This is a genomic window from Chryseobacterium lineare, assembly GCF_977014045.1.
The window spans coordinates 982,004-1,004,467 of sequence record NZ_CDRNIQ010000001.1 but is presented as its reverse complement, the minus strand read 5'-3'; the positions used below and the strand labels follow the sequence as shown (position 1 = coordinate 1,004,467).

Here is a 22,464-nt window from a genome sequence, read left to right as displayed (position 1 = left end):
AAAAATGGCAAACTGCATTTAACAATTTGCCTTCTTTTTGTTTCTTTGTTATTATTATTTTCTGTCTACTGTAATTCTCTCGGGTCTGTTGGCAAGCTCCCAAGCCGTTGTAAAAACCAGTTGAGTTCTTTTTGCCAGCAAATCATAATCGATTTTTTCAACATCGTCGGTCGGTTTATGATAATCTTCATGAATACCGTCGAAGAAGAATGCGACAGGAATATTATTTTTAGCAAAATTATAATGATCTGATCTGTAGTACAATCTTTGAGGATCGCTAGGATCATCATATTTATAATTCAGCTCAAGATTATTGGTTCTTTTATTTGCTGCTTCGGTAATCACTTTTAGTTGAGAACTCAGCATTTCAGAACCGATTACATACACATATTGCTTGCCTCTGTTTTCGGGATCATCGCGGCCGATCATGTCAATATTGAGATCAACTACCGTATTGGCAAGCGGGAATACAGGATTGCTGGTGTAATAGTCAGACCCGAATAAGCCATGCTCCTCTCCTGTCACATGAAGAAATAAAATAGATCTTTTCGGTCCTTTCCCAGCTTTTTTTGCACTCTGGAATGCTTTTGCTATTTCCATGACAGCCACCGTTCCGCTTCCGTCATCATCGGCGCCATTGTAAACCACACCATTTTTTGTACCTACATGATCATAATGCCCTGAAATCACAACAATCTCTTCTGGTTTTTCAGAACCTTCTATAAATGCCAGAATATTTTCAGAATCCGGAAGACTGTCACCTCCGCGCTTTTTCATAAAATCAGAAGGAACTTTCTGATAGTAAGAGCCTAGTGCTTTAGGATATGAAATTCCAAGATTTTTATAGTAATTTACCATATATTCTCCTGCCCTTTTCTGTCCGGGACTTCCGGTATCTCTTCCTTCCATTTCATCTGAAGCGATGATATACAAGTTTTTCTTCAAGTCAGATGCTTTAATCTCCTTATAAGCAGAAAGAAATGCCTTATCATTTTTTATTGTTGATGAATTCTGACCGGAAGAAACATCAGAACCGGTTTTTGCCGTTCCACAGCTTATTAACAGAGCTATTGAAAATATAGGGATTAATAATTTTGTCATTGTAAACTTAATTTGTTTAAAAATAACAAAATTTATTTAAATCTCTATGCATCTGTAAATTTCTTATATTTGATATCAATGCAAAATATATGGAGAAAGTTTACGGATTTACCCATTACTCCTTTTTTTCTGAAATGTCTGAGCTGGCTTTAAAAAATAACAGCTTTGACCTTTCTTTGGGTCTTGCGGATTTTGATATTGATCCTCACCTGAAAGAGTTTTTAAAGGAAGCAGCTGATCAATCAACACATCATTACGAACCTCTCGCAGGAAATCCTTTATTGATAGAAAGTATCATCCGTTATAATTCAAAAAGAAACAACAGTATTTTGCTGAATGATAAGCAGGTTACCATTACGCCGTGTGCAACCTTTACATTATATACTGCTCTTAAATGCATTATCAATCAAGGAGATGAAGTGATTGTTATACAGCCTTCTTATTATACGTACGGTCCGTCGATTGTTTTAAATCATGGAATTCCTGTTTATTATGATCTTGATAACGATTTCACCATCAACTGGGAAAAATTAAAAGATTGTATTTCAGAAAAAACGCGAGCAATTATTATCAATTCTCCACAGAATCCCACCGGAAAAGTATGGTCTCAAGATGAATGGAATCAGCTGTATGAACTCATAAAAGATCACGAGATTTATCTTATTTCAGAGGAAATTTATGATACGTATTGTTACGACGGAACTGAGCATTACAGTTCATTTTTGCATCCTGAACTTAAGGAAAGGACTTTCTGTATCTTTTCTTTTGGGAAAATGTTTCATTCTACCGGCTGGAAAGTGAGCTATCTTTTATCTTCTGAAGATCTTACAGCCAGATTCAGATGTCATCAGCAATATATATCGTATAGTGCTAATGCTCCATGTCAATACGCTATAGCTAAATATCTTGATATATTTGATCCTTCTGAAAATCAGCAGCTGATGCAGAAAAAGCGTGATATTTTTAATGATCTTATTAAAGAAACTCCTTTTATGGTTGAGAATAAAGCTGAAGGCGCTGTTTTTCAGGTTGTGAATTTCAGGAATATTTCCCAAACGATGACTGATGTGGAATTTTCAAAATGGCTTACAGTAGAAAAAAAGGTCGCTTGCCTTCCACTTTCTGCTTTTTACAATTCGAAACAGAATTCAGATTATGTACGTTTCAGCTTTGCGAAAAAAGATGATCTTATTATTAACGCATTGGAACATCTTAGGAAAAATCTTTAAACTTAGGGCTATTTAAATTTGATCCAATAATTTTTTATGGACTTCTGCTTAACGTTGCTTCATCTAAATAACGAAGTTTTTTCTTAATATTAACATTAAGAAATTCAGTTTATTAAGCCGGGAAAAATTAAGAAATCAATTAATTGATTTAGATTAAGTTAATGAAGAAATTAAACCTAAATTCCTTAATGTTAAAAATATATTAGAATTTAAAACATTAGACATAAAAAATAAGCACCGCAAAAGCAGTGCTTACTATTATTTAGAAAAATTATTCCAGCTTAAAGACCCAAAACTCTTACGTCAATTCTTCTGTTTTTTGCTTTACATTCATCAGTATCATTGGCCACACATACGAGATGCTGCGAGCCATAACCTTCCGCTTCTACCCTGTCACCGGCAATTCCCAGCTCCAGTAATTTCAGTTTTGCAGTTTGCGCTCTCAGATTAGAAAGTTTCTGATTACTTTCCTCATTTCCTGTATTGTCAGTGTAACCCCCTAATTTTATTCTCATTGTCGGGTAAGCATTCATTATTTCCACCAGATTTAAAAGCTGTGCTTCAGCGCCGGTTTTCAATTCGCTTGATCCTGTTTCAAAGTAAAGATTTTCAATGGTAAACCATTTGTTGGGATCCAGCAGTGCCTGATCTTTAGTTTTAACCATTTCATACATATCATACAACTGGCTGTTTTCACCAATAGAAATTTTCTTTCCGCTTTCCAGCTGCACTTCTTTTAATGCTCCTGTATCGTAAACAAAATCACCATTTTCATTCAGATATCCTTTTACTTCCGTGGGAATAGCTACTACTGCGGTATTTCCTGTACTTTTAATTCCTGTTAAACTTTCGATTTTTGCTTTTCTGTTGGCTTCTATTTTATCTTTATGAAGAACAGCCAATGTCGGAGCAATCACTAATGAAACGATGGACATCAGTTTAATCAAAATATTCATCGAAGGGCCAGAAGTATCTTTAAACGGATCACCTACCGTATCTCCTGTCACGGATGCTTTATGAGGTTCTGAACCTTTATAATAAGTCTGTCCATTGATGTTTACTCCCTTTTCAAAAGATTTTTTAGCATTATCCCATGCCCCTCCTGCATTATTCTGGAACATTCCCATTAAAACACCGCTTACTGTTGCTCCCGCAAGAAATCCTCCCAGCACTTCAGGTCCGAAAATAAAACCGATTAGTAAAGGTGAAACAATAGCAATAGCGCCGGGAAGCATCATTTTTTTAATGGAAGCATCGGTGGATATGGCAACGCATTTTTCATATTCCGGTTGTGCTTTTCCTTCCAAAATTCCGGGGATTTCACGGAACTGTCTTCTTACTTCTTCCACCATTGCCATGGCAGCCTGTCCTACTGCTGTAATGGCCAGTGAGGAAAATATAAAGGGAATCATACCGCCGACAAAAAGTCCGGCTAAAACATCAGCTCTGTAAATATCAATTCCGTCGATCCCTGCAATTCCCACAAACGCTGCGAAGAGAGCAAGAGCGGTTAAAGCTGCTGAAGCGATGGCAAACCCTTTTCCGGTAGCTGCCGTTGTATTTCCTACCGCATCCAGGATATCTGTTCTCTCACGAACTTCTTTTGGCAATTCGCTCATTTCGGCGATTCCTCCTGCATTATCGGCAATCGGTCCGAAAGCATCGATGGCAAGCTGCATGGCTGTAGTGGCCATCATACCGGCTGCTGCAATAGCAACGCCGTATAATCCTGCACACAGATAAGAACCATAAATTCCTCCGGCCAGAACAATGATCGGAAGCAAGGTCGATTCCATTCCCACGGCAAGTCCGCCGATGATATTGGTGGCATGGCCTGTAGAAGATTGTCTTACAATACTGGAAACAGGTCTTTTTCCCATGGCCGTATAATATTCTGTTATGATACTCATTAATGTTCCTACTATCAATCCTACCATGATAGCTCCGAAGACTCCCATTTTAGAGAATTCGTGTCCCCGCAAAATCATTTTATCAGGTAAAAGATAATTCACCAAAAAATAAGAAAATATCGCTGTGATCACAATGCTTCCCCAGTTTCCCAGATTTAATGCATTCTGAACGCTTGATGTCGATGAATCTTCATTATCATTTATTCTTACAAATAAAGTTCCTATGATGGAAAAGATAATTCCTGTACCTGCAATAAGCATTGGCAGGAGAATCGGTGCAAAGCCTCCGAATGCATCTTCTGAAACCGTTTCTCTCCCTAAGACCATCGTAGCCAAAACCGTGGCCACATAAGAACCGAACAGGTCGGCGCCCATCCCCGCAACGTCGCCAACATTATCCCCAACGTTATCCGCAATTGTAGCCGGGTTTCTGGGATCATCTTCAGGAATTCCGGCTTCTACCTTTCCTACAAGATCAGCGCCTACGTCTGCTGCTTTCGTATAAATACCGCCACCTACTCTCGCGAATAAAGCAATAGACTCTGCACCCAGTGAAAAACCGGTTAGGATCTCAATTGTCCTTTCCATTTCCTCGGAGTCAACATGTGCATTCGGTGCAAAGATTTGTTTGATAATTAAAAAAAGAGTTCCCAACCCTAGAACTGCCAGACCGGCAACGCCCATTCCCATGACGGAACCTCCTGTGAAGGAAACTTTTAAAGCTTTTGAAAGTGAAGTTCTTGCAGCTTCTGCTGTTCTTACATTAGCTTTTGTGGCAATTTTCATCCCGATAAAACCTGCCAGTGCCGAAAATACGGCTCCAAAAACAAATGCAAGGCCTATACTCCAATGAGAATTCGCATTACTGGAACCCATCACGGCCAATAAAATAGCTACAACGATAACAAAGTAGGTTAAAATCTTGTACTCAGCTTTGAGGAAAGCCATTGCACCGTCAGCGATGTGTCCGCTGATTATTTTCATTTTTTCATTTCCGGCATTTTGCTTACTTACCCAGTTACTTTGAAAGAAAGTGTACAGTAAAGCAACAACACCAAAAATTGGTACTAACACAAATAGATCCATAGTTTAATATTTTTTTGGTAATAGAGTAATAAATATAATGAATTATTCTGATGAAATTACCGAAAAACATCATACCTGTTTAAAAATCATAAAGTTAAACGGTTAATCTTTATTCTAATGACTCTATTTATTCAAAAAATACAAAGCTTTTTTAGTAACACCGGCTTCATCCTAGTTAAAATCAAACCCTTCTCAGTACGTTTTATTAAACTCAACATTAATGGTGGCTTCGGCTCCGCTCAGCCACCAAGATTCCCCACTCTACAACTCTCCCACCCTAACACACACACTTTGTCATTCCGGTAGGAATCTCGGCATCGTTGGTAATAGTAGCATGGAAATATTCGGGCTTAGATCCCTATCGGGATGACAATTGGGATGGATAGAATGGAGGTTATTGTGTAGGCAGTATTTTTGAACCACCCCGACAAAAATTCTTTGAATTTTCGCCTCCCCTCCGAAGGAGTGGAATTTTTAATTTGTCCCTATTATCAATTGCAGTCAGCCATTACAATAGTTGGCTTTGTGTTCTCTTTTAAGTGAAATCGAAGATTCGACGTAGTCAAACGGCTTTGTGAAACTAAATATGCGCCATACTTTCAAAAAATCTTAGTGGGCTTCGTGTTCAAAAAAAACAATGCAATATTAAATTTAGCTATCATTTGCTGAGCAGAGCGCCATTGCGAACGGAAAATATGCGCAATTAATTTCAAATAAAACCTTGCGCTCCTTGCGTTTGAAATCCATTCCCATTATGTGAAGAGGATGTGACTTCGAGATCCTCAGTCACCGGCATTTTACAACTCTTTGTCGTTCCGTAGAAACTCTCATACTCAGATACTCAAAAACACTCTCACCCTCAAACTCAAAAACCCTTCCACAAAAAAACTCCGGCCAGGACCCAAAACCTAACCGGAGCGCAGACAAATGATATTAGCCGGACTTTATGATGAACTGCTCCTTTGCCGGCCGGAAAAGAGCTTCTTTTTTGCAATCCTATTGCATGGTACCTTGCAACCACCTTGCAAGCCTCGGTGTAAGAGCCTTGTTAGCGCCCTTGCATACCCCTTGCAAGCACCGTTGCAATCCTCCTGTTTTACTGTACGGTGAGTTCGCGGTCAAAAACAGCGGTAGGGGGTTCTTTGAGCGTGATACTTCCCGCATATTGCGTCACCACTTCCAGGTAATAGGTGCCTGCGGGTAATGGAGGAACCACTACGATAAGCTCCGAAGGATTATTGGTTACCATATCACTTTCCTCTACCATTGTTCTGACATTAGAGGAGGTATTGACAAAGAATACCCCAACAAAAGGATCGTTGCCTGCTACCTTGATCTTGCTTCCTGCAATCTTAAGGTTTCTACCCGAAGTAAGAAGATCATTGACCGAACCGCTCTTCACGTCCGTTACCTGCAAGATTATTGCAGAAGCCTCTGCCACGCCCAGGATTTCGACTTCAATATTAGGAATCTCTGCCCTTAGTTTTTCTCCCTGGTTGAACTGAAAGATGATGCTGTGCTTGTCTTTATTAAATGTCTCTGACGGACTATCAAAAACCCCACGAATGGTGGTGTTGGCCATAAAGTAACCAGTATTAATAGAATATCCATCACACAACTGATACGCCATTTCCTTAAGGAACAACTCTGTGGCATGCTCCATCGCTGAGGCGGAGATATCTGCCCCACCGCGGCTTACGGCTGACTGGCAGATCTGCTGTACATTGAGACTGCGTTCGCTTACTGTTTTGGCGGTTAGGTCATTAGGATTGTCTTTGGTTAAAACGTTATCATAGAGATACGCTTTGATTTTGTGAAGAATTGTTGCCATTGTTGTATATTTTAAATGGTTGTTAAAAGTTATTATAAACCCTAACAGGGTTGAGAACCCTGTCAGGGTTAGGATTTATTAATTTTATTGCTGAAATTCTACAATAAAACCACCTGCGTAGCCAATAGTTGTATTATTTGCTTGTACATCATTCCATGGGTGTGTACTTGTATAACCATTAACGGTTTTTGTATAAGCCGCATTTTTAGCGTGGGCATGAATAAATCCTTCAGTATTACCTGCATTATTGGGTTCTGTTGAATTAAACCAATTAACTTTTCTTATTGCTCCAGTTCCTCCCGCTGAATAATCATGATTAGGTTGTTCCCCCGTAATCCATTTTAATTCCGGATCTGGAGTCATAGCAGAACCTGCTGACCAAGAAAACTTAGCCATACCAATCCAAGCACCATTGGTATTGAATATAGTATAAGCTGTCAATAAATTGGTTTCAACATACTGCCATTCTGCATCAGTAGTGAATACGGCCAGATAGCCTCCCATGTTTTTTGCGGCATTATAAGCTTCATACCATGTTACAGATCCACTTGTAGAATACGATGCATAGGTATGCCCTCCAAATGTTCCCGTTCCTCTTCGTGTTGCGGTAGCAGAGCCCACTGTTAAAGTCGCCGGTGCATCTACGGAAGCTGTTGCCGTAGTGCTGGGTACGTACCCCAAAATATTAGGATCTGCAATAGTGGTGTAGCTTATTGTGCTCCCTGAGCTGTTTATCTTTTTCCATTTGGTTCCGTTAAAATAATAGAATCCCGGTTCGGTAATTTCTGCGGTAATGGTATTCGGAGCGGAAGGAGCCGCAGTAGCATAAATGATCGTTCCCACATGGTTCGACCCATAGGTTCTGTTCTGGATTTCAGTACCACTTAATTGAGGGAAAATCAATCCCTGAGGTTTGCCATCGGTTGTTTTGGCTTTGATATCGAGGGTAGCATTGGGAGTTGTTGTATTAATCCCCACTTGAGCGAATGCTGTAATGCTGAAAAGCAGAACAGCTGTTGTAATTAAATGTTTCATTGTTTGTATTTATGTTTATGTTTTGGTGACTTAGTCAGCGTTCATTTGAACACTAAGTACACGAAGATTTTTTTTATCTATGATGTGTTTTTAAGTTTCACAAAGGCGTTGCACTTATAAGAGCTTGTGGAGTTTCTAGAGTTGGAGGGTTTTAGAGTTTGAGCGTGGAAGAGTCCTGGTGGCTGAGGTGACTCGAAGCCACTATTTTCCCTCTTAAATCCTCCCATATTCCACTCCACCCTAAAACCCTCCCACTCTCAAACCCTCCGACTCAATAATAGCTTCGACAGGCTCGTCACTTCGAGTAGATTTTGAAAAAATCGTATCGAGAAGTTTGTGAGTTTGAGGATAAATTCATTCCCGATACATTTTTTCTTCACCTTGTTACGAAAAAACACTCGAATTGACGAAACACGAATGGCACTAATGGTTGAACACTAATTTCACAAATATTATGTGGAATTCTTTGCTGAGATCCCTACGGGATGACAAATAGAGTGGATAATCTCCTTTGCTAAAGCATTTGTTTTTATTGGCGTTCAACAATTTGTACCATTTGTGATAAAACATTAGTGTTATCCGTGTTTAAAATTGGGCGGAGGACGCCCGAAATGATTGATCATAATATGTTTTAGCTGGAAAGGATAAGGAATGATATAAATACATTTTTCTTTATCCCTTCTTGCGCTTGTTAATAGAAAAAAGGAAGATGGTATTGTTTTATGCTGAAGTTTTACCGGAGAAGAGCTTCCGATAACAGCCATTGAAGAAGAATTAAAAAGGAGTGCAAAGGTATGTCTGCCTGTTGGACTGCTTTTATAGAAAGCATTATGCGTTGGACTACTCATTGACTTCTGAGTGGAAGTTCTTGGAGAGGATCTTTTAATAATTGTTTTGGGCCACTTCTTAAAAGAGCCTTTTCTAAAAGTTTGACCGGAAATATATATTGGAGAATCTGCATACAAATACGAGTCTTCGGATACAAAGACTACAGAATCGGATTGTAAAAAGGTTTGAGCGCTCAACAATGATGATACCAAGACCACCAAAAAGCACAACAATACCACGCAAAAGCGTTGGAGGGAGAGGGCTTTAGAGGGAAATATCATTTGTAGTCTCATGTTTTGTAAGAAAGTAGTCTATCGTAGACTACTTTTTACATACAAAGCTCACCATTGCAAAACTTCTTAAAAACAGGTGTAAAACGGGGTGTAAAATTCCGGCTGTTTTGCTACAAGTTTTTTTTTAAATGTAAACTTCCCTGAAAATGTATCCATTTAAAGATAGAGTTTTTGCTTTAAAAAACTTTAAATTTAAATATGAAAAAGAGTAAGTATTCAGAGAGTCAGGTTTTTGGAATTTTGAAAGAACAAGAACTTGGGAAGAGTGTGATAGAAATATGCCGTACTCATGGTATTACACAAGGTACATTTTATCGTTGGAAGAGTAAATATTCTGGGATGGAAAGTTCGGATATTCAAAAGATGCGGGATCTGGAATCCGAAAATTCTAAACTTAAAAAACTTTATGCAGAAAGATGTTTAGAGATTGAAGCTTTAAAAGATGTTCTGTCAAAAAAGTGGTAAAGCCTTCTGGACGGCGTGAAATTGTCAACTTTATCCGGGAGAAATATAATTTCAGTGAGAGGAAAAGTTGTTTAACAATTGGTATCAGCAGGCGCAGCTATCGGTACAAAAGCAGAAAGAACGACGATGAATTAATTGATGCTCTGACCAGACTTTCGCAAGAGCATCCAGGTTATGGTTTTTGGAAGCTATATCATAAACTTAGGAATTTGGGATATATTTGGAATCATAAACGGGTTCATAGGGTTTATGTGGCCTTAAAAATGAGCATTCGCAGAAGGGTAAGAAAAAGACTTCCCACCAGAATCAAAGAAAACATCAATATTCCTCTGGAGCCTGATGAATGTTGGAGTATGGATTTTATGAGCGACAGTTTATATGACGGGAGAAGATTCAGAATATTAAATATTGCTGATGATTATAACCGGGAATTACTGTCTATGGAAATTGATACAAGTATCTGTTCTGCAAGAGTAGTGAGAGTTTTAGAACAGTTAAAACAACAAGGGCGTAAGCCTAAACGCATAAGAGTTGACAATGGCCCTGAGTTTATATCTAAAAATCTTCAGCTATGGGCTCAGGAAAATAAAATAGAGATCCATTATATACAACCAGGGAAACCTACACAAAACAGCCTTATTGAAAGACTGAATAAAAGCTGTAGAAATGAGCTTCTCAATATGTATGTCTTTAAAAATCTACAGGATGCCGAAGAAAAAGCAAATCAGTGGTGGATAGAATATAATTACAACAGACCGCACGAAGCATTAGGAAATATAAGCCCTAAAAAATATAAACAAAAAATGAAAGAATCTATCATTTAGAATGGTCACAAAATTGGGTAGCTTACATAAAGACTTTATGATGAACAAAACTAAGAAATTAGAAAACAATTTGTTGTGTTTGCAAGTAAAAAGAATTTGTTTACATTTGTAGATGAAAAAAGTAGTCTACGATAGACTACTTTTTTTATGGGATTGACATACTCCCGGAAATGTCGATCAATAAAGGATTGAATAATTTTCCCAATCTTAAAATAATAATCTTATAATTCTTTTTATTTAAACGCCGAAGGAATTACAACTAATGAAATATTGAATCATAGGAAAATAAAAAAAGGATAAACGAAAATTCATTTATCCTTTTTTTATGATGTTTAGAAGAAAATTATCCTCCGTATTTGTTTGCGTAATCTTCCTGAGAGGCTCTGATTACTTTTTTAGCATGCTCAGCACCGTAAACTTCCTGGATTCTGCATTTTGCAGGTTCATCCGGTAAGTTTTTATACGTTAAAAAGTAATGCATTAATCGTTTCACTTCCGCTTCAGGCAATTCTGAAATATCTCTGAAATGTCCGAAAGCATGATCACCGATCATTACAGCAACGATTTTATCATCAGCTTCTCCTCCGTCAATCATTTTGAAACCACCGATCGGAATAGCTTCCATCAATAAACCTCCTGCATGAATATTGTGCGAGCTAAGAACACAGATATCCAACGGATCGTGATCTCCCATGGTAACATCATTTGCCCCTCTTTCGATCGCTAAATTCATTACACCTGTATCACAATAGGTTCTTGGAACGAAACCATACAATGCCGGAATAATGTTTGAGAATTTCTGAGGCCTGTCTACCTTTAAAAATCCTGTTTCTTTATCCACTTCATATTTAATGGTATCCGAAGGAACAATCTCCACGAAAACATTTACAACATTTGGCGCATCTTCTCCTGCAGAAACCCCGTGCCATGGATGTGCTTTAAAATTTGGAATCATTATTTAATTTTATTTTTTTAGTTAAGCTATTATTAAAATTTCTCTTTTCAGGTCTTCAATGGTCGCGGTTATATAATCTTCACCATTAATGAAATTCATGATAAAGACTGTTTTGAATTCATCAAGCGTTGCATCTCCACTGATCTCACGATACGTTTTATGGAGCAGCTCAATAACGGCGTTTTTGGAATCCATGATATTTTTCCATGAATTTTTGGTAATGTAAAGCTGCTGGGAAGAGTTGTAATCAAATTCTTCATTGATCGTTTTTTCTGTAAGGAAAATGAACTCGTGAACGGCAAGATCTTTATCAAAACGCTGAATAAGATTGGAAGGTTTAATTCTTTCCATAAAAAGCGTCATCCTTTCGTAAGACTGAACCTTGTTGCCGCTATTTGATTTTACGGCAAGTAACTTGATTTCCTGTTCTTTAAGTTTAATGTAAGTAAATACAAACTGTCTGAGCAAAACCAGAAACGGTATCGCAATAATTAATGCAAAAGCATACGGTAAATATCCTGAAAAACTTGCCATAATTTGAGGTAGCAAAATTAACGATAATTTTAGAATAATTATGCAGACTTAGCCATTATTTGATGTTTGGAATTCTGATAGGCAATAAGCGACAAAATGATAATCAGATAAAAGCCTACCATCATCCTGTTTACCAGACTCGGAAACATAAAAAACCGGATAAATACAGTGAAATAAACGGCCAGGAAAAGCCCAAGATACATAAGACTCTTTCTGTCCTTTTGTTTTAGCATTTTATAATTCAGAATAATCATGATAAAAATCAAAAGCAGCGGAAAGTAAGAAGTATTGAACTCAAAAAGCAACTTACTTTTAATACAAGCCAGATATTCGTAAAAATTAAAAGAATCCGGATTTGATACCGGATAAAGCTGAACTTTCGTAAACTGATTCATAAATAATACCGACCAGGAAATCTGATTGAAATATTGTATGACACCAAAAGCTAATGTAAAAAAGATAAATGTAAAAGCAATATTTCTTGCCTTGAAATTAAAATCTGATCTGAAAATGTATAATACTATCAATAAAAAACTGTAAAAAATAAAATATTCCGGTCTGGTAAGAATACATAAAACTCCGAAAGCAGCGGCGATCCAGAGATTTCTTTTCATAACAGCAAAATAAAAACTCAGTAAAAGAAGCAATGTGGAAAGACCATCAGGCGTTGCGTGGCGCGAAGTATCTAAAAGCGGCTTAAATAAAGAGATTAAAATGGTTAAGGCGAAAGCCAGATAATAATTTTTAAGAATATCCGATAGAAAAATAAAAATGAGCGCTACAATTAGAACATAGGAAATTATAGTAATCAAAAAAGTAGATGTAGACGCATCAAACCCAAGTCTGAAAAAAACTGAATTAACAAAATTGTACAATGGCTTCACCGTAAAAAGATGCAGTTCTTCTTCATACGCTTTTGGATTTTCAGATATAATCTGATAGTAAGTATTTTCACCTGCAGCTTCTTCCTTATGGCTGAGATCACTTTTACCGGTATCAGAATCTTTCGATTTAAGCTCGTCGTACACTTTTTTGTGGATGTCTTCAATCTTCATATCAGGAAAATTGTACTTGTAAACGATCCCCATATATGCTTCAATATCTGCATTGTAATATTGGTGCGTGTACAGATAATATGACATTATGCATAAATAAACTGTTAACAGAAAACCGACGATACCCTTACCTGCTTTTGACATTTTAATTGTTTTTTTAATTACGCTTACTAATAAATAAGTGTCCTGTATTCAATTTAAAAACTTTTATCAACATTTCTTTCTTAGAATGTTTTATAAATGGATAAGGTTTCAGCTCAGGTCGAAAACCTCTAAAAAATTCTTCAATGGCCGGAACTTCACTTCCTTCGAAATCGAAAATCTTTTCTTTTATATTTTTTCTGATCACATCATCGATGATAACTGAAGAGCCGGCAAGCTTTACAAACTCACGATCATTGAATGTTCCCAACAAAACAGATGTTTTTTCATCATGATAAATTGCGATGGCATTAATGATTCTGTTTTTATAAAAGAATGCAGAAATGGTAAGAGATCCCGACTTATCAAAATCCTCAAAAATCTTCAGAAACTTATTTTTGTCATCATCATTTTTTGCACCGATCATATTTTCTGAGATAAAGTCACGTGCTTCAGTTATTCTTATATCACGGATTTCAGATACCGCAAGGACATCTTCATCCAATCTTAATTTTCTCTTTCTTTTCGGTGAATATTTTTGTCTTACCTTTTCATATTCATCAGGATAGATCAGGAAGTTTTTTCTTTTTTTTAAAGAGCTTATAAATGAATTTTTATCATTAAAAGCATAATACCATATGTTATAATTCTTCTTAAAATAGGTAAGGAAACACTCATTCAATTTCTTATCATCTTTTTCTGAAAAAACACCCAATTGCTGGCACAGTCTGGGATTGATGACGATTTTTATTCCGAATCTTTTGATAAAAGGTACTGGCATTACTGCTTCATAATCATTAAAAATTAAAACTTCCCAATTTCTTCGTGATGTGATATCAAGAAAAAGTCTGGACGCAGAATATTTCCGCTGCTCAGAATTTTCAAGACATTTTATATATTTTTCGAAGTCGATTTCGTGATATTTCAGTCGTCTAATCATAGTAATCCGTCGTCTGAGAAACTAAAATATGAATTCTGCGTAATAATAAGATGATCAAGGAGCTGAATACCCAGTATTTTTCCTGCTTCTTTTATCTTTTGAGTAATCTCTATATCTTCCCTGCTCGGTTTTAAATTACCTGAAGGATGGTTGTGTGCCACAATAATTCCCGTTGCAAAATGATCGAAAGCAGTTTTAAACAAAACTCTTATATCCACAATCGACTGGCTTATTCCGCCTTGTGTGAGCTGCGCCAGATAAATAACTTTATTGCTTTGATTAAGAAAAATAGCCCAGAATTCTTCTGTCCTTAAATCTGATAATTCATCTTTAAAAATTAAATAAGCATCATTACTGCCTGATATCACTTTTTTCTTTGAAATTTCCTGTTTGGCTCTTCTCCTGCCTATCTCCAACGCAGCAGTTATACTGATGGCCTTAACTTCTCCCACTCCTTTAAATTTCATCAGATCACGAATAGAAAGCAGGCTCAACTGATGCCAGTTGTTGCCAACGGAGGCTAAAATTTTCCTCGCCAGTTCAACCGCTGTCTCGTCTCTGCTTCCACTTCCCATAATGATAGCCAGAAGCTCGGAATCAGAAAGCGAACTTTTGCCTTTAAGCAGAAATTTTTCCCGTGGTCGGTCGTCTTCAGCTAAAAATTTAATAGACATTTTAAGAGTATAAGTTAAGAATTATGAAATTGTTTAGTAAAACGCATATAAGATCACGGGCTGTTTCGATTCGTCTATATATTTTGCGGTCTTGTTAAAAGCATTTTTTGAAAGCATCGGGCAGCCAAAGCTCAGGCATGTAACTTCTTCAGACTCTTTATCAGGAACACAATAATATGAATGAAGAACTATTGCTCTGGATCTTGCATTACTGTTTGTCTCATCAAGGCCCTCAAGACGGTAAGCTTTTCCGAACTTTCCGGAATAACTTTCTCTGATTTCGTATTTACCTAACGAAGACTGATGTGAGCCGTCAATATTACTGAAACGTAAAGTCTGTGAATTCTGAACAACGGAACCGTCTCCGTGTGCAACAATCGCTTTCTGTAATATTTTATCATTTTTCAGATCGTAGACAAAATATCTGTATTTTCCTGAATGGATTTTAAAGTTGATAAAAATAGCAAGATCCTGATTATAGTTTTTTCCTCTCAGATAGTCTTTAATCTGCGAAATTTTAGATTTTGGCAAATCAGAATAGGTCTGAATCTGAGATTCAAATTGGGAGCATGAAAAGAATAAAAGGAATAAAAAAATAAAGTGTTTCATCATTTGCGGAGCTTTATTTATTCGATGATCATCCCATCTTTCATCACAAGTTTCCGGTCAGTGATTTCTGCAAGATTCGGATTATGAGTGACGATGATAAATGTCTGGTTATATTTATCTCTCAAATCAAAAAATAATCGGTGAAGGTCATCTGCGTTTTTTGAATCAAGATTTCCTGTTGGTTCGTCCGCAAAGATAATTTTCGGTGAATTGATTAAAGCTCTCGCCACTGCTACCCTTTGTGCTTCACCACCGGATAACTGATTGGGTTTATGGTGCAGACGCTGTTCAATCCTTAAATCTTCAAATAAAGCATAAGCCTTTTCAATCGCTTCTTTTTCGTTCGCTCCCGCAATTTTTGTGGGCAGTAAAACATTTTCCAAAGCTGTAAATTCCGGAAGCAACTGATGAAACTGAAATACAAAACCAATATTTTGATTTCTGAATTTAGAAAGCTGTTTATCATTCATATTGATAAAAGATTCTCCGGCAATACTAATTTCCGTGTCATACTTACCGGAATTTGTTGGTTGGTCCAATGTGCCGAGAATCTGCAAAAGAGTTGATTTCCCTGCTCCGGATTCCCCTACAATTGAAACAACCTCACCGACTTTGATATGAATATCAACCCCTTTCAGTACTTCTAAATTCCCATAAGATTTATGGATATTTCTTGCTTTAATCATAGTTCAAAAATAGTGAATTGATTTGAAATATTGGATAGTTTTAAATGGATTTATATCTTGAAAAATTCTCTTTTTCGTCAAATATTTACCTTCAGATATAAAGAAATGCTTCGACTGCGCTCAGCATGACATTGCGAATACTAACTGTTTTTATGACCATTACATAAATTTATGAATATTAAATAAATAATATTGAGATGTCTTGCTGAACCTGTCGAAACATCTCATTTAAATATAATCAAACAAAAACGCTCCTCAAAACTTGAGAAGCGTTTTTATATTCAAAACGTTAGAAATTACAGTAACAAAGTTAAAGGATTTTCTAAATATGTCTTTAAAGTCTGCAGGAACTCAGCACCAGTAGCTCCGTCTACCACTCTGTGGTCACAAGCTAATGAAAGCTTCATAATGTTTCCGACTACGATCTGACCGTTTTTCACAACAGGCTTTTCGATAATCGCTCCTACTGAAAGGATCGCAGAGTTTGGCTGATTGATAATACTTGTAAAGGTCTCGATTCCGAACATTCCTAAGTTTGAAATTGAGAAAGTAGAACCTTCCATTTCATTAGCTTTAAGACCTTTGTTTTTCGCTCTTGCTGCCATATCTTTTACTGCGGCAGAAATCTGCGTGTAGTTCATCTGGTCTGTATTCTTAAGAACCGGAACAACCAATCCGTCCGGAATTGCAACTGCTACACCGACATTGATGTTTCCTCTGTGAATGATCTTGTCACCAGCCCAGCTTGAATTTACCTGCGGATGCTTTCTTAATGCAACAGCTGTTGCCTTAATGATCATATCGTTGAAAGAGATTTTAGTATCCGGTAAAGAATTGATTTCTTTTCTTGCTTCAATCGCTTTATCCATATTGATTTCTACCATCAGATAATAGTGAGGCGCAGAGAATTTACTTTCAGAAAGACGTTTTGCGATAACGTTTCTTACTTGCGAATTCGGAGTTTCTGTATCTTCACCCTGAACGAAGCTTAATGCAACCTGAGCCGCAGCAGGACTTGCTGATGAAGCTGAAGCTGCCGGTTTTGCAGAAGGCTGATAATTTTCAATATCTTTTTTAACGATTCTTCCGTTTTCTCCTGAACCCTGAATACTGTTAATATCAACACCTTTATCCTGAGCCATTTTCTTGGCTAGTGGTGAAATAGCAACTCTGTCTGAAGATGAAGAATTTGCAACCGGAGCAGCTTTTTCTTCTGATTTAGCTTCCGGTTTTTGTTCAGCCGGTTTTTCTTCTGATGATGAAGCTGCTTTTGGAGCACCAACTCCTGAAACATCTGTTCCTTCAGGTCCGATGATCGCTAAAACTGAATCAACAGGAGCAGCACCACCTTCTTCAACACCTTGCTTCAACAGTACTCCGTTGAATTCAGATTCGAAATCCTGAACGGCTTTATCTGTTTCGATCTCCGCAAGAAGATCTCCTTCTTTTACAGTATCACCTACATTTTTGTGCCATTTTGCTACTTTTCCTTCCGTCATTGTATCGGAAAGACGTGGCATGGTAATGACTTCTACTCCTGCAGGAATTTCAGCATCAGCTTGCTCTATACTGGTCGAGTTATTTTCTGTTTTATGATCTTCATCGACTTTTTTCTCTTCAGAATCATTGGATTTCGGAGCCTCACCACCTGTTAGTTCGGAGATATCCTCTCCTTCATTACCGATAATTGCCAAAACAGAATCTACAGCTGCCGCGCCACCTTCTTCCACACCAACGTATAAAAGGGTTCCTTCTACTTCAGATTCAAAATCCTGAACAGCCTTGTCGGTTTCAATTTCAGCTAAGATATCTCCTTCCTTTACTTTATCTCCTACTTTTTTATGCCATTTAGCCACTTTTCCTTCCGTCATTGTATCGGAAAGACGTGGCATTGTAATTACTTCTGCCATAATTTATTTTAATTTGAAAATTTGGTAATTTGTTAATTTGAAAATTAAAAAAGATATGATAATAAATCATTTTCAAATTTTCAAACTTTCAAATTGACTTATTATCTTTTAGTTTTCTAATTTGTCTAAGAACGGATAATCTTCCTGAGAATATACATACTCATAGATTTTTTCTGCATCCGGATATGGTGAATTTTCCATGAATTCGATACATTCCTCAACAAAGTCTCTTGATTTGTTATCCATTGCTTCCAATTCTTCTTCAGTAGCCCAGCTGTTAGCCAGAATTCTTTGTCTGATCAATTCAATAGGGTCATCATTTTTGTGGATCGCAACTTCTTCTTTAGATCTGTAAGGTTCAGCATCAGACATTGAGTGTCCTCTGTAACGGTATGTTCTCGCTTCGATGAAAGTAGGACCATCTCCTCTTCTTGCTCTTTCGATTGCTTCATAAGCAGCTTCCGCCACTTTTTCAGGGTCCATTGCATCTACTGCAAGACAAGGCATTTCATATCCTAAACCTAATTTATAGATATCTTCGTGGTTGGCAGTTCTTTTTACAGAAGTTCCCATTGCATACTGATTATTTTCAACAACGAAAATTACAGGAAGTTTCCAGTTCATGGCCATGTTAAACGTTTCATGTAATGATCCCTGTCTGGCTGCTCCGTCTCCGAAAAAGCAGATGTTCACCGCTTTTCTGTCGAAATATTGGTCTGCAAAAGCAATACCGGCTCCCAATGGAATTTGTCCTCCAACGATACCGTGACCTCCGTAAAACCGGTGCTCTTTGCTGAAAATGTGCATAGATCCACCCATACCTCCTGACGTACCTGTAGCTTTACCACAGAGTTCTGCCATAATTCTTTTAGGATCTACTCCCATCGCCATAGGATGGATGTGGCATCTGTAAGCAGTGATCATACTATCTTTAGTTAAATCCATTGCATGTGTAAATCCGGCAGGAATGGCTTCCTGACCGTTATACAAATGTAAAAAACCTCTGATTTTTTGTTTTAGATAAAGAGAACGGCATTTGTCTTCAAACCTTCTCCACATTGTCATATCTTCATACCACTTCAGGTATACCTCTTTAGAAAATTCTTTCATGTGTTGAGCTCTTGCTTATTTATTATGAAATAGTTGAGCAAAATTATAAAAAAAACTTTGTTTTTATTGTATAGATACCAATTGTTTTTTTAGTTATAATATTATATTTACATGGTCAAACTTAATTATGGAAGAAAAACAGCCTTCATTCATTCGTAAAATTTCAAGAATTATATCAGATTTTTTCAATCCTTTAATTTCGCTGGTGATTTTTTTCATCTACATGAGCATCAAAAATTACGCTGTGAAAGACTCTCTACTCTACTTTGTTCCGATTTTATTAATGATTATCCTTCCCATCATAATCTGGTTAGTATGGAATGTAAAGACCGGAAGATATACGAATATGGATGTATCTGACCGCAGGCAAAGAAAAAGCCTTTATTTCTTCATTGCAGGATGTGTTATTTCGTATCTTATTTTTAATTATTTTGAAAATGGATATGTTGATTTTGTAATGCTTTTCATTTTCATTCTGCTTTTAACCATGCAGATCAGCAATTATTTCATTAAAAGTTCCATGCATACGGCATTTAATATATTTGTTGCCGCACTCTTCTTTGCGATGGATAAATATATGGGACTCCTTTGGCTGGGTATTGCAACTTTGGTAGGCATTACAAGGATTATTTTAAAGAGACATACTCCGAAAGAAGTATTCATGGGCGCCGGCATTGCATTTGTGGTATCTTTTCTATATCTTTATTGCAATATTCAGTTTCAACATTAAGAATTCTATATGAAAATAAATCATCTTACATCCGCGGAGGAAAACTTAATGAGATTATTGTGGAAACTAGGGTCTTTTTATCTGAAAGAGATTATGGAGCAGCATCCGGATCCCAAACCACACCAAAATACAGTTTCTACCTATCTGAAAATATTGATTGAAAAAGGATATCTATCTACACAGAAGGAAGGCCGAATATTCAGGTATCAGACAGTTGTTCCATTTGAAGAATACAGAAAATTTTTATTGACAGAACTCGCAGAGAATTTCTTCAATGGTTCCGGAAAAGAAATTTTAGGATTTATGATTGGTGAGCATATGGTTTCACCAAAAGATTTAAAAGAATTTAATATTGACATTAATCCTGTAGAAAGAAAAGAACCGGAGTTTGATTATGTAAACGAAATTCTCAACCCGAAAAAAGATAAGAAAAAGAGCAAAAAGAAGAAAAAAAAGAAAAAGGAATAATTTTCCTGATTTAAAGAATAAAAAAGCGGCTTCAGATTGAAGCCGCTTGTATTTTTACCAACGTTTTCCGCCGCCGTTACCGCCACGGTCTCCACCGCCGTAACCACCGCCGCTTCTGTTGTTACCTCCGTAACCACCACCGCCGCTTCTGTTGCTGCTACCTCCGTAACCACCGCCGCCTCTGTTTCCGCCTGCGTTGTTACTACCGAAAGCTCTTCTTGGCTTTTCTTCTCTTGGTTTAGCTTCTGAAACATTAAGTGTTTTTCCGTTGAAATCCTTTTGATTAAGAGCTTCAATAGCTTGCTGACCTTCAGCGTCTTCCATTTCGATAAAACCGAAACCTCTTGAACGCCCAGTTTCTTTGTCTGTAATGATTTTTACTGAAGAAACTTCTCCAAATTCTGAAAATAGATCTTGCAACTCATAGTCTTTAGTTGCGTAATTGATGTTTGAAACAAAAATGTTCATCTGAGTAAAAAAATTAAAAATGTTAAAAATGATTTGGTTTATAAAAGAAAAACAACATAAAGAATGAACAAATATTGATTCCAGATATAAGACAGGTGCAAGATACGATTAATAATTTCATATCAAAACGTTTTTTGATTTTTTTTTATTAAAATTTTCAATCAAAATATTACTTTGTTAAAAAGTATTAATTCATCATTAAATATTTATGAATATTTAGTAAAAAACTCATTATCATTAAAATTGTTGATAATAAAGCAATTCTTAAATAATTGAGAATACAAAGCGATCCTTTACCTCATTTATCATCGAGAAAATAAATAATTCTCTTTATCATACTAAATATAAATCCTTTGATGATGCCGGTTTTAAATAGTAAATTTGTACCCGGAAATATCAGGAATTATGAATTATCACACAAGAAAATGGGTAAAACCCGAAGATCTGAACCCCAACCAATCATTATTCGGAGGAAGACTTTTACAGTGGATTGATGAAGAAGCCGCTTTGTATGCAGTTATTCAGCTTGAAAATAAAAAAGTAGTTACAAAATTTATCTCAGAAATTAACTTTGTAAGCTCAGCCAAACAGGGAGATATTATTGAAATTGGCATCGAAGTTTCTTCTTTCGGATCTACTTCTCTTACGCTAAGGTGTGATGTAAGAAACAAAATGACCCATCAGACGATCATCACCGTTGATAAAATTGTCATGGTAAATCTTGACGAACAGGGAAATCCTGCACCGCACGGAAAAACTAAAGTCGAGTTTGTAAAAGACAGATTAAACATTCAGAATCAGGAATGAGAGTTTTTATAAAAAATATGGTGTGCGGAAGGTGTATTGCTGCAGTTTCAAATATTTTTAATGAAATAAATGTTGAAGTTAAAAACATCAGCCTCGGAGAAATAGAAACAGCATATGATATTTCAGAAGAAAAACTGGAAATTCTGGAGGATCTGTTGGAAAAAACAGGTTTTGAGAGGATAAAAGATTCCGCACACCAACTGATCGAAAAGATGAAAAACCTCATCATTCAAAAAATCAGCGAAACTGATATTGATGAAAACTTTCTCCTGTCCGATTTCCTGAGCAACAGGCTCCATAAAGATTACAGCACCCTTTCCAAAACTTTCTCTCAGAACGAAAACCTCACTGTTGAACAGTTTTTTATTCTTCAAAAGATTGAAAAAGTGAAAGAATTGCTCCTTTACAATGAATTTACGTTAACAGAAATTGCAGGAAAATTAGGTTACAAAAGCGTTCAGCATCTATCTTCTCAATTCCGGAATGTCACGGGGTTCACTCCTACCGAATTTAAAAAACTGAAAGTTCATAACAGAAAACCACTCGACCAAATTTAAGTTGGAGGGTTTAAGAATGGGAGAGTTTTTTGGGTTTAAAGTCTCGTAGATTGCACAGATATTTTTGTAGTTTCTCTTGTATTAAATTAAAAAAAACCTTCGTAAACCGCCTGATCTACAAGAGAAATTTAATACATTTTCCTACTCTAAAACGCTCCAACGCTAAAACTCACCTACTTTAAAAACAGAATTTTATAAACATTATCCTTAAATTTATA

21 protein-coding genes are annotated in these 22,464 nt (G+C 36.6%); 6 read left to right on the top strand and 15 right to left on the bottom strand.

Annotation, left to right across the window (positions count from 1 at the left end):
- Window positions 1–54 precede the first annotated feature (54 nt).
- Entirely contained in the window at window positions 55–1,101 is a 1,047-nt protein-coding gene (locus ACWNCI_RS04435) for a M28 family metallopeptidase (protein ID WP_449387331.1), read from the bottom strand.
- Between the two features lie 89 nt (window positions 1,102–1,190).
- Here ACWNCI_RS04435 and ACWNCI_RS04430 point away from each other — a divergent pair, with 89 nt between their 5' ends.
- Complete coding sequence (locus ACWNCI_RS04430; protein ID WP_449387330.1) at window positions 1,191–2,330, top strand: aminotransferase class I/II-fold pyridoxal phosphate-dependent enzyme; 1,140 nt, start codon at window positions 1,191–1,193, stop codon at window positions 2,328–2,330.
- A 281-nt stretch (window positions 2,331–2,611) separates the two neighbouring features.
- On the opposite strand, the gene ACWNCI_RS04425 is transcribed toward ACWNCI_RS04430, so the two are convergent.
- The 4 genes from ACWNCI_RS04425 to ACWNCI_RS04410 all read right to left on the bottom strand — a co-directional run bounded on the left by ACWNCI_RS04425 (window position 2,612) and on the right by ACWNCI_RS04410 (window position 9,040).
- A complete protein-coding gene (locus ACWNCI_RS04425; protein ID WP_449387329.1) occupies window positions 2,612–5,326 on the bottom strand; it encodes a sodium-translocating pyrophosphatase in 2,715 nt (904 codons plus the stop codon).
- A 1,096-nt stretch (window positions 5,327–6,422) separates the two neighbouring features.
- Window positions 6,423–7,157 (bottom strand): DNA-binding domain-containing protein, encoded by a 735-nt coding sequence (locus tag ACWNCI_RS04420; protein WP_449387328.1) that lies wholly within the window; start codon window positions 7,155–7,157, stop codon window positions 6,423–6,425.
- An 84-nt stretch (window positions 7,158–7,241) separates the two neighbouring features.
- Entirely contained in the window at window positions 7,242–8,192 is a 951-nt protein-coding gene (locus tag ACWNCI_RS04415; protein WP_449387327.1) for a hypothetical protein, read from the bottom strand.
- 575 nt (window positions 8,193–8,767) lie between these two features.
- Window positions 8,768–9,040 carry a hypothetical protein gene (locus ACWNCI_RS04410; RefSeq protein ID WP_449387326.1) on the bottom strand — a complete coding sequence of 91 codons (273 nt, stop codon included), beginning with the start codon at window positions 9,038–9,040 and terminating at the stop codon, window positions 8,768–8,770.
- A 471-nt stretch (window positions 9,041–9,511) separates the two neighbouring features.
- Here ACWNCI_RS04410 and ACWNCI_RS04405 point away from each other — a divergent pair.
- A protein-coding gene (locus ACWNCI_RS04405; RefSeq protein ID WP_449386732.1) for an IS3 family transposase occupies window positions 9,512–10,602 on the top strand; the annotation gives its coding sequence in 2 pieces (ribosomal slippage) (window positions 9,512–9,764 and window positions 9,764–10,602; 1,092 coding nt in all).
- A 343-nt stretch (window positions 10,603–10,945) separates the two neighbouring features.
- Here ACWNCI_RS04405 and ACWNCI_RS04400 read toward each other — a convergent pair.
- The 9 genes from ACWNCI_RS04400 to pdhA form a co-directional block, all read right to left on the bottom strand.
- Window positions 10,946–11,557 (bottom strand): inorganic pyrophosphatase, encoded by a 612-nt coding sequence (locus ACWNCI_RS04400; RefSeq protein ID WP_346985431.1) that lies wholly within the window; start codon window positions 11,555–11,557, stop codon window positions 10,946–10,948.
- Window positions 11,558–11,578: 21 nt separating this feature from the next.
- Window positions 11,579–12,091: a DUF7935 family protein gene (locus ACWNCI_RS04395; protein ID WP_346985432.1), complete on the bottom strand. Its 513-nt coding sequence runs from the start codon at window positions 12,089–12,091 to the stop codon at window positions 11,579–11,581.
- 38 nt (window positions 12,092–12,129) lie between these two features.
- Window positions 12,130–13,290: a hypothetical protein gene (locus tag ACWNCI_RS04390; protein ID WP_449387325.1), complete on the bottom strand. Its 1,161-nt coding sequence runs from the start codon at window positions 13,288–13,290 to the stop codon at window positions 12,130–12,132.
- Window positions 13,291–13,303: 13 nt separating this feature from the next.
- Window positions 13,304–14,227, bottom strand: a complete 924-nt coding sequence (locus ACWNCI_RS04385) for a hypothetical protein (RefSeq protein ID WP_449387324.1) — start codon at window positions 14,225–14,227, stop codon at window positions 13,304–13,306.
- Complete coding sequence (gene radC, locus ACWNCI_RS04380; protein WP_449387323.1) at window positions 14,224–14,901, bottom strand: RadC family protein; 678 nt, start codon at window positions 14,899–14,901, stop codon at window positions 14,224–14,226. Before radC ends, ACWNCI_RS04385 begins: the two co-directional genes overlap by 4 nt.
- A gap of 33 nt (window positions 14,902–14,934) precedes the next feature.
- Window positions 14,935–15,513 (bottom strand): murein L,D-transpeptidase catalytic domain-containing protein, encoded by a 579-nt coding sequence (locus ACWNCI_RS04375; protein WP_449387322.1) that lies wholly within the window; start codon window positions 15,511–15,513, stop codon window positions 14,935–14,937.
- Window positions 15,514–15,527: 14 nt separating this feature from the next.
- Window positions 15,528–16,196 (bottom strand): ABC transporter ATP-binding protein, encoded by a 669-nt coding sequence (locus ACWNCI_RS04370; RefSeq protein WP_346985437.1) that lies wholly within the window; start codon window positions 16,194–16,196, stop codon window positions 15,528–15,530.
- A 296-nt stretch (window positions 16,197–16,492) separates the two neighbouring features.
- Entirely contained in the window at window positions 16,493–18,106 is a 1,614-nt protein-coding gene (locus ACWNCI_RS04365; RefSeq protein ID WP_449387321.1) for a 2-oxo acid dehydrogenase subunit E2, read from the bottom strand.
- 108 nt (window positions 18,107–18,214) lie between these two features.
- Window positions 18,215–19,216: a pyruvate dehydrogenase (acetyl-transferring) E1 component subunit alpha gene (pdhA, locus tag ACWNCI_RS04360; protein ID WP_346985438.1), complete on the bottom strand. Its 1,002-nt coding sequence runs from the start codon at window positions 19,214–19,216 to the stop codon at window positions 18,215–18,217.
- A 127-nt stretch (window positions 19,217–19,343) separates the two neighbouring features.
- Here pdhA and ACWNCI_RS04355 point away from each other — a divergent pair, with 127 nt between their 5' ends.
- Window positions 19,344–19,946 (top strand): phosphatase PAP2 family protein, encoded by a 603-nt coding sequence (locus ACWNCI_RS04355; RefSeq protein WP_449387320.1) that lies wholly within the window; start codon window positions 19,344–19,346, stop codon window positions 19,944–19,946.
- Window positions 19,947–19,955: 9 nt separating this feature from the next.
- Entirely contained in the window at window positions 19,956–20,414 is a 459-nt protein-coding gene (locus ACWNCI_RS04350) for a BlaI/MecI/CopY family transcriptional regulator (protein ID WP_449387319.1), read from the top strand.
- Between the two features lie 54 nt (window positions 20,415–20,468).
- Here the strand turns inward: ACWNCI_RS04350 and ACWNCI_RS04345 are convergent, their stop codons facing one another.
- Window positions 20,469–20,882, bottom strand: coding sequence for an RNA recognition motif domain-containing protein (locus tag ACWNCI_RS04345; RefSeq protein ID WP_346985442.1), 414 nt, complete (start codon window positions 20,880–20,882; stop codon window positions 20,469–20,471).
- 405 nt (window positions 20,883–21,287) lie between these two features.
- Here ACWNCI_RS04345 and ACWNCI_RS04340 point away from each other — a divergent pair, with 405 nt between their 5' ends.
- Together ACWNCI_RS04340 and ACWNCI_RS04335 are read left to right on the top strand one after the other, a co-directional pair.
- Window positions 21,288–21,689 (top strand): acyl-CoA thioesterase, encoded by a 402-nt coding sequence (locus ACWNCI_RS04340; RefSeq protein ID WP_346985443.1) that lies wholly within the window; start codon window positions 21,288–21,290, stop codon window positions 21,687–21,689.
- On the top strand, window positions 21,686–22,246 hold the full coding sequence (locus tag ACWNCI_RS04335) for a helix-turn-helix domain-containing protein (protein WP_449387318.1): 561 nt from the start codon (window positions 21,686–21,688) through the stop codon (window positions 22,244–22,246). Before ACWNCI_RS04340 ends, ACWNCI_RS04335 begins: the two co-directional genes overlap by 4 nt.
- Window positions 22,247–22,464 lie beyond the last annotated feature (218 nt).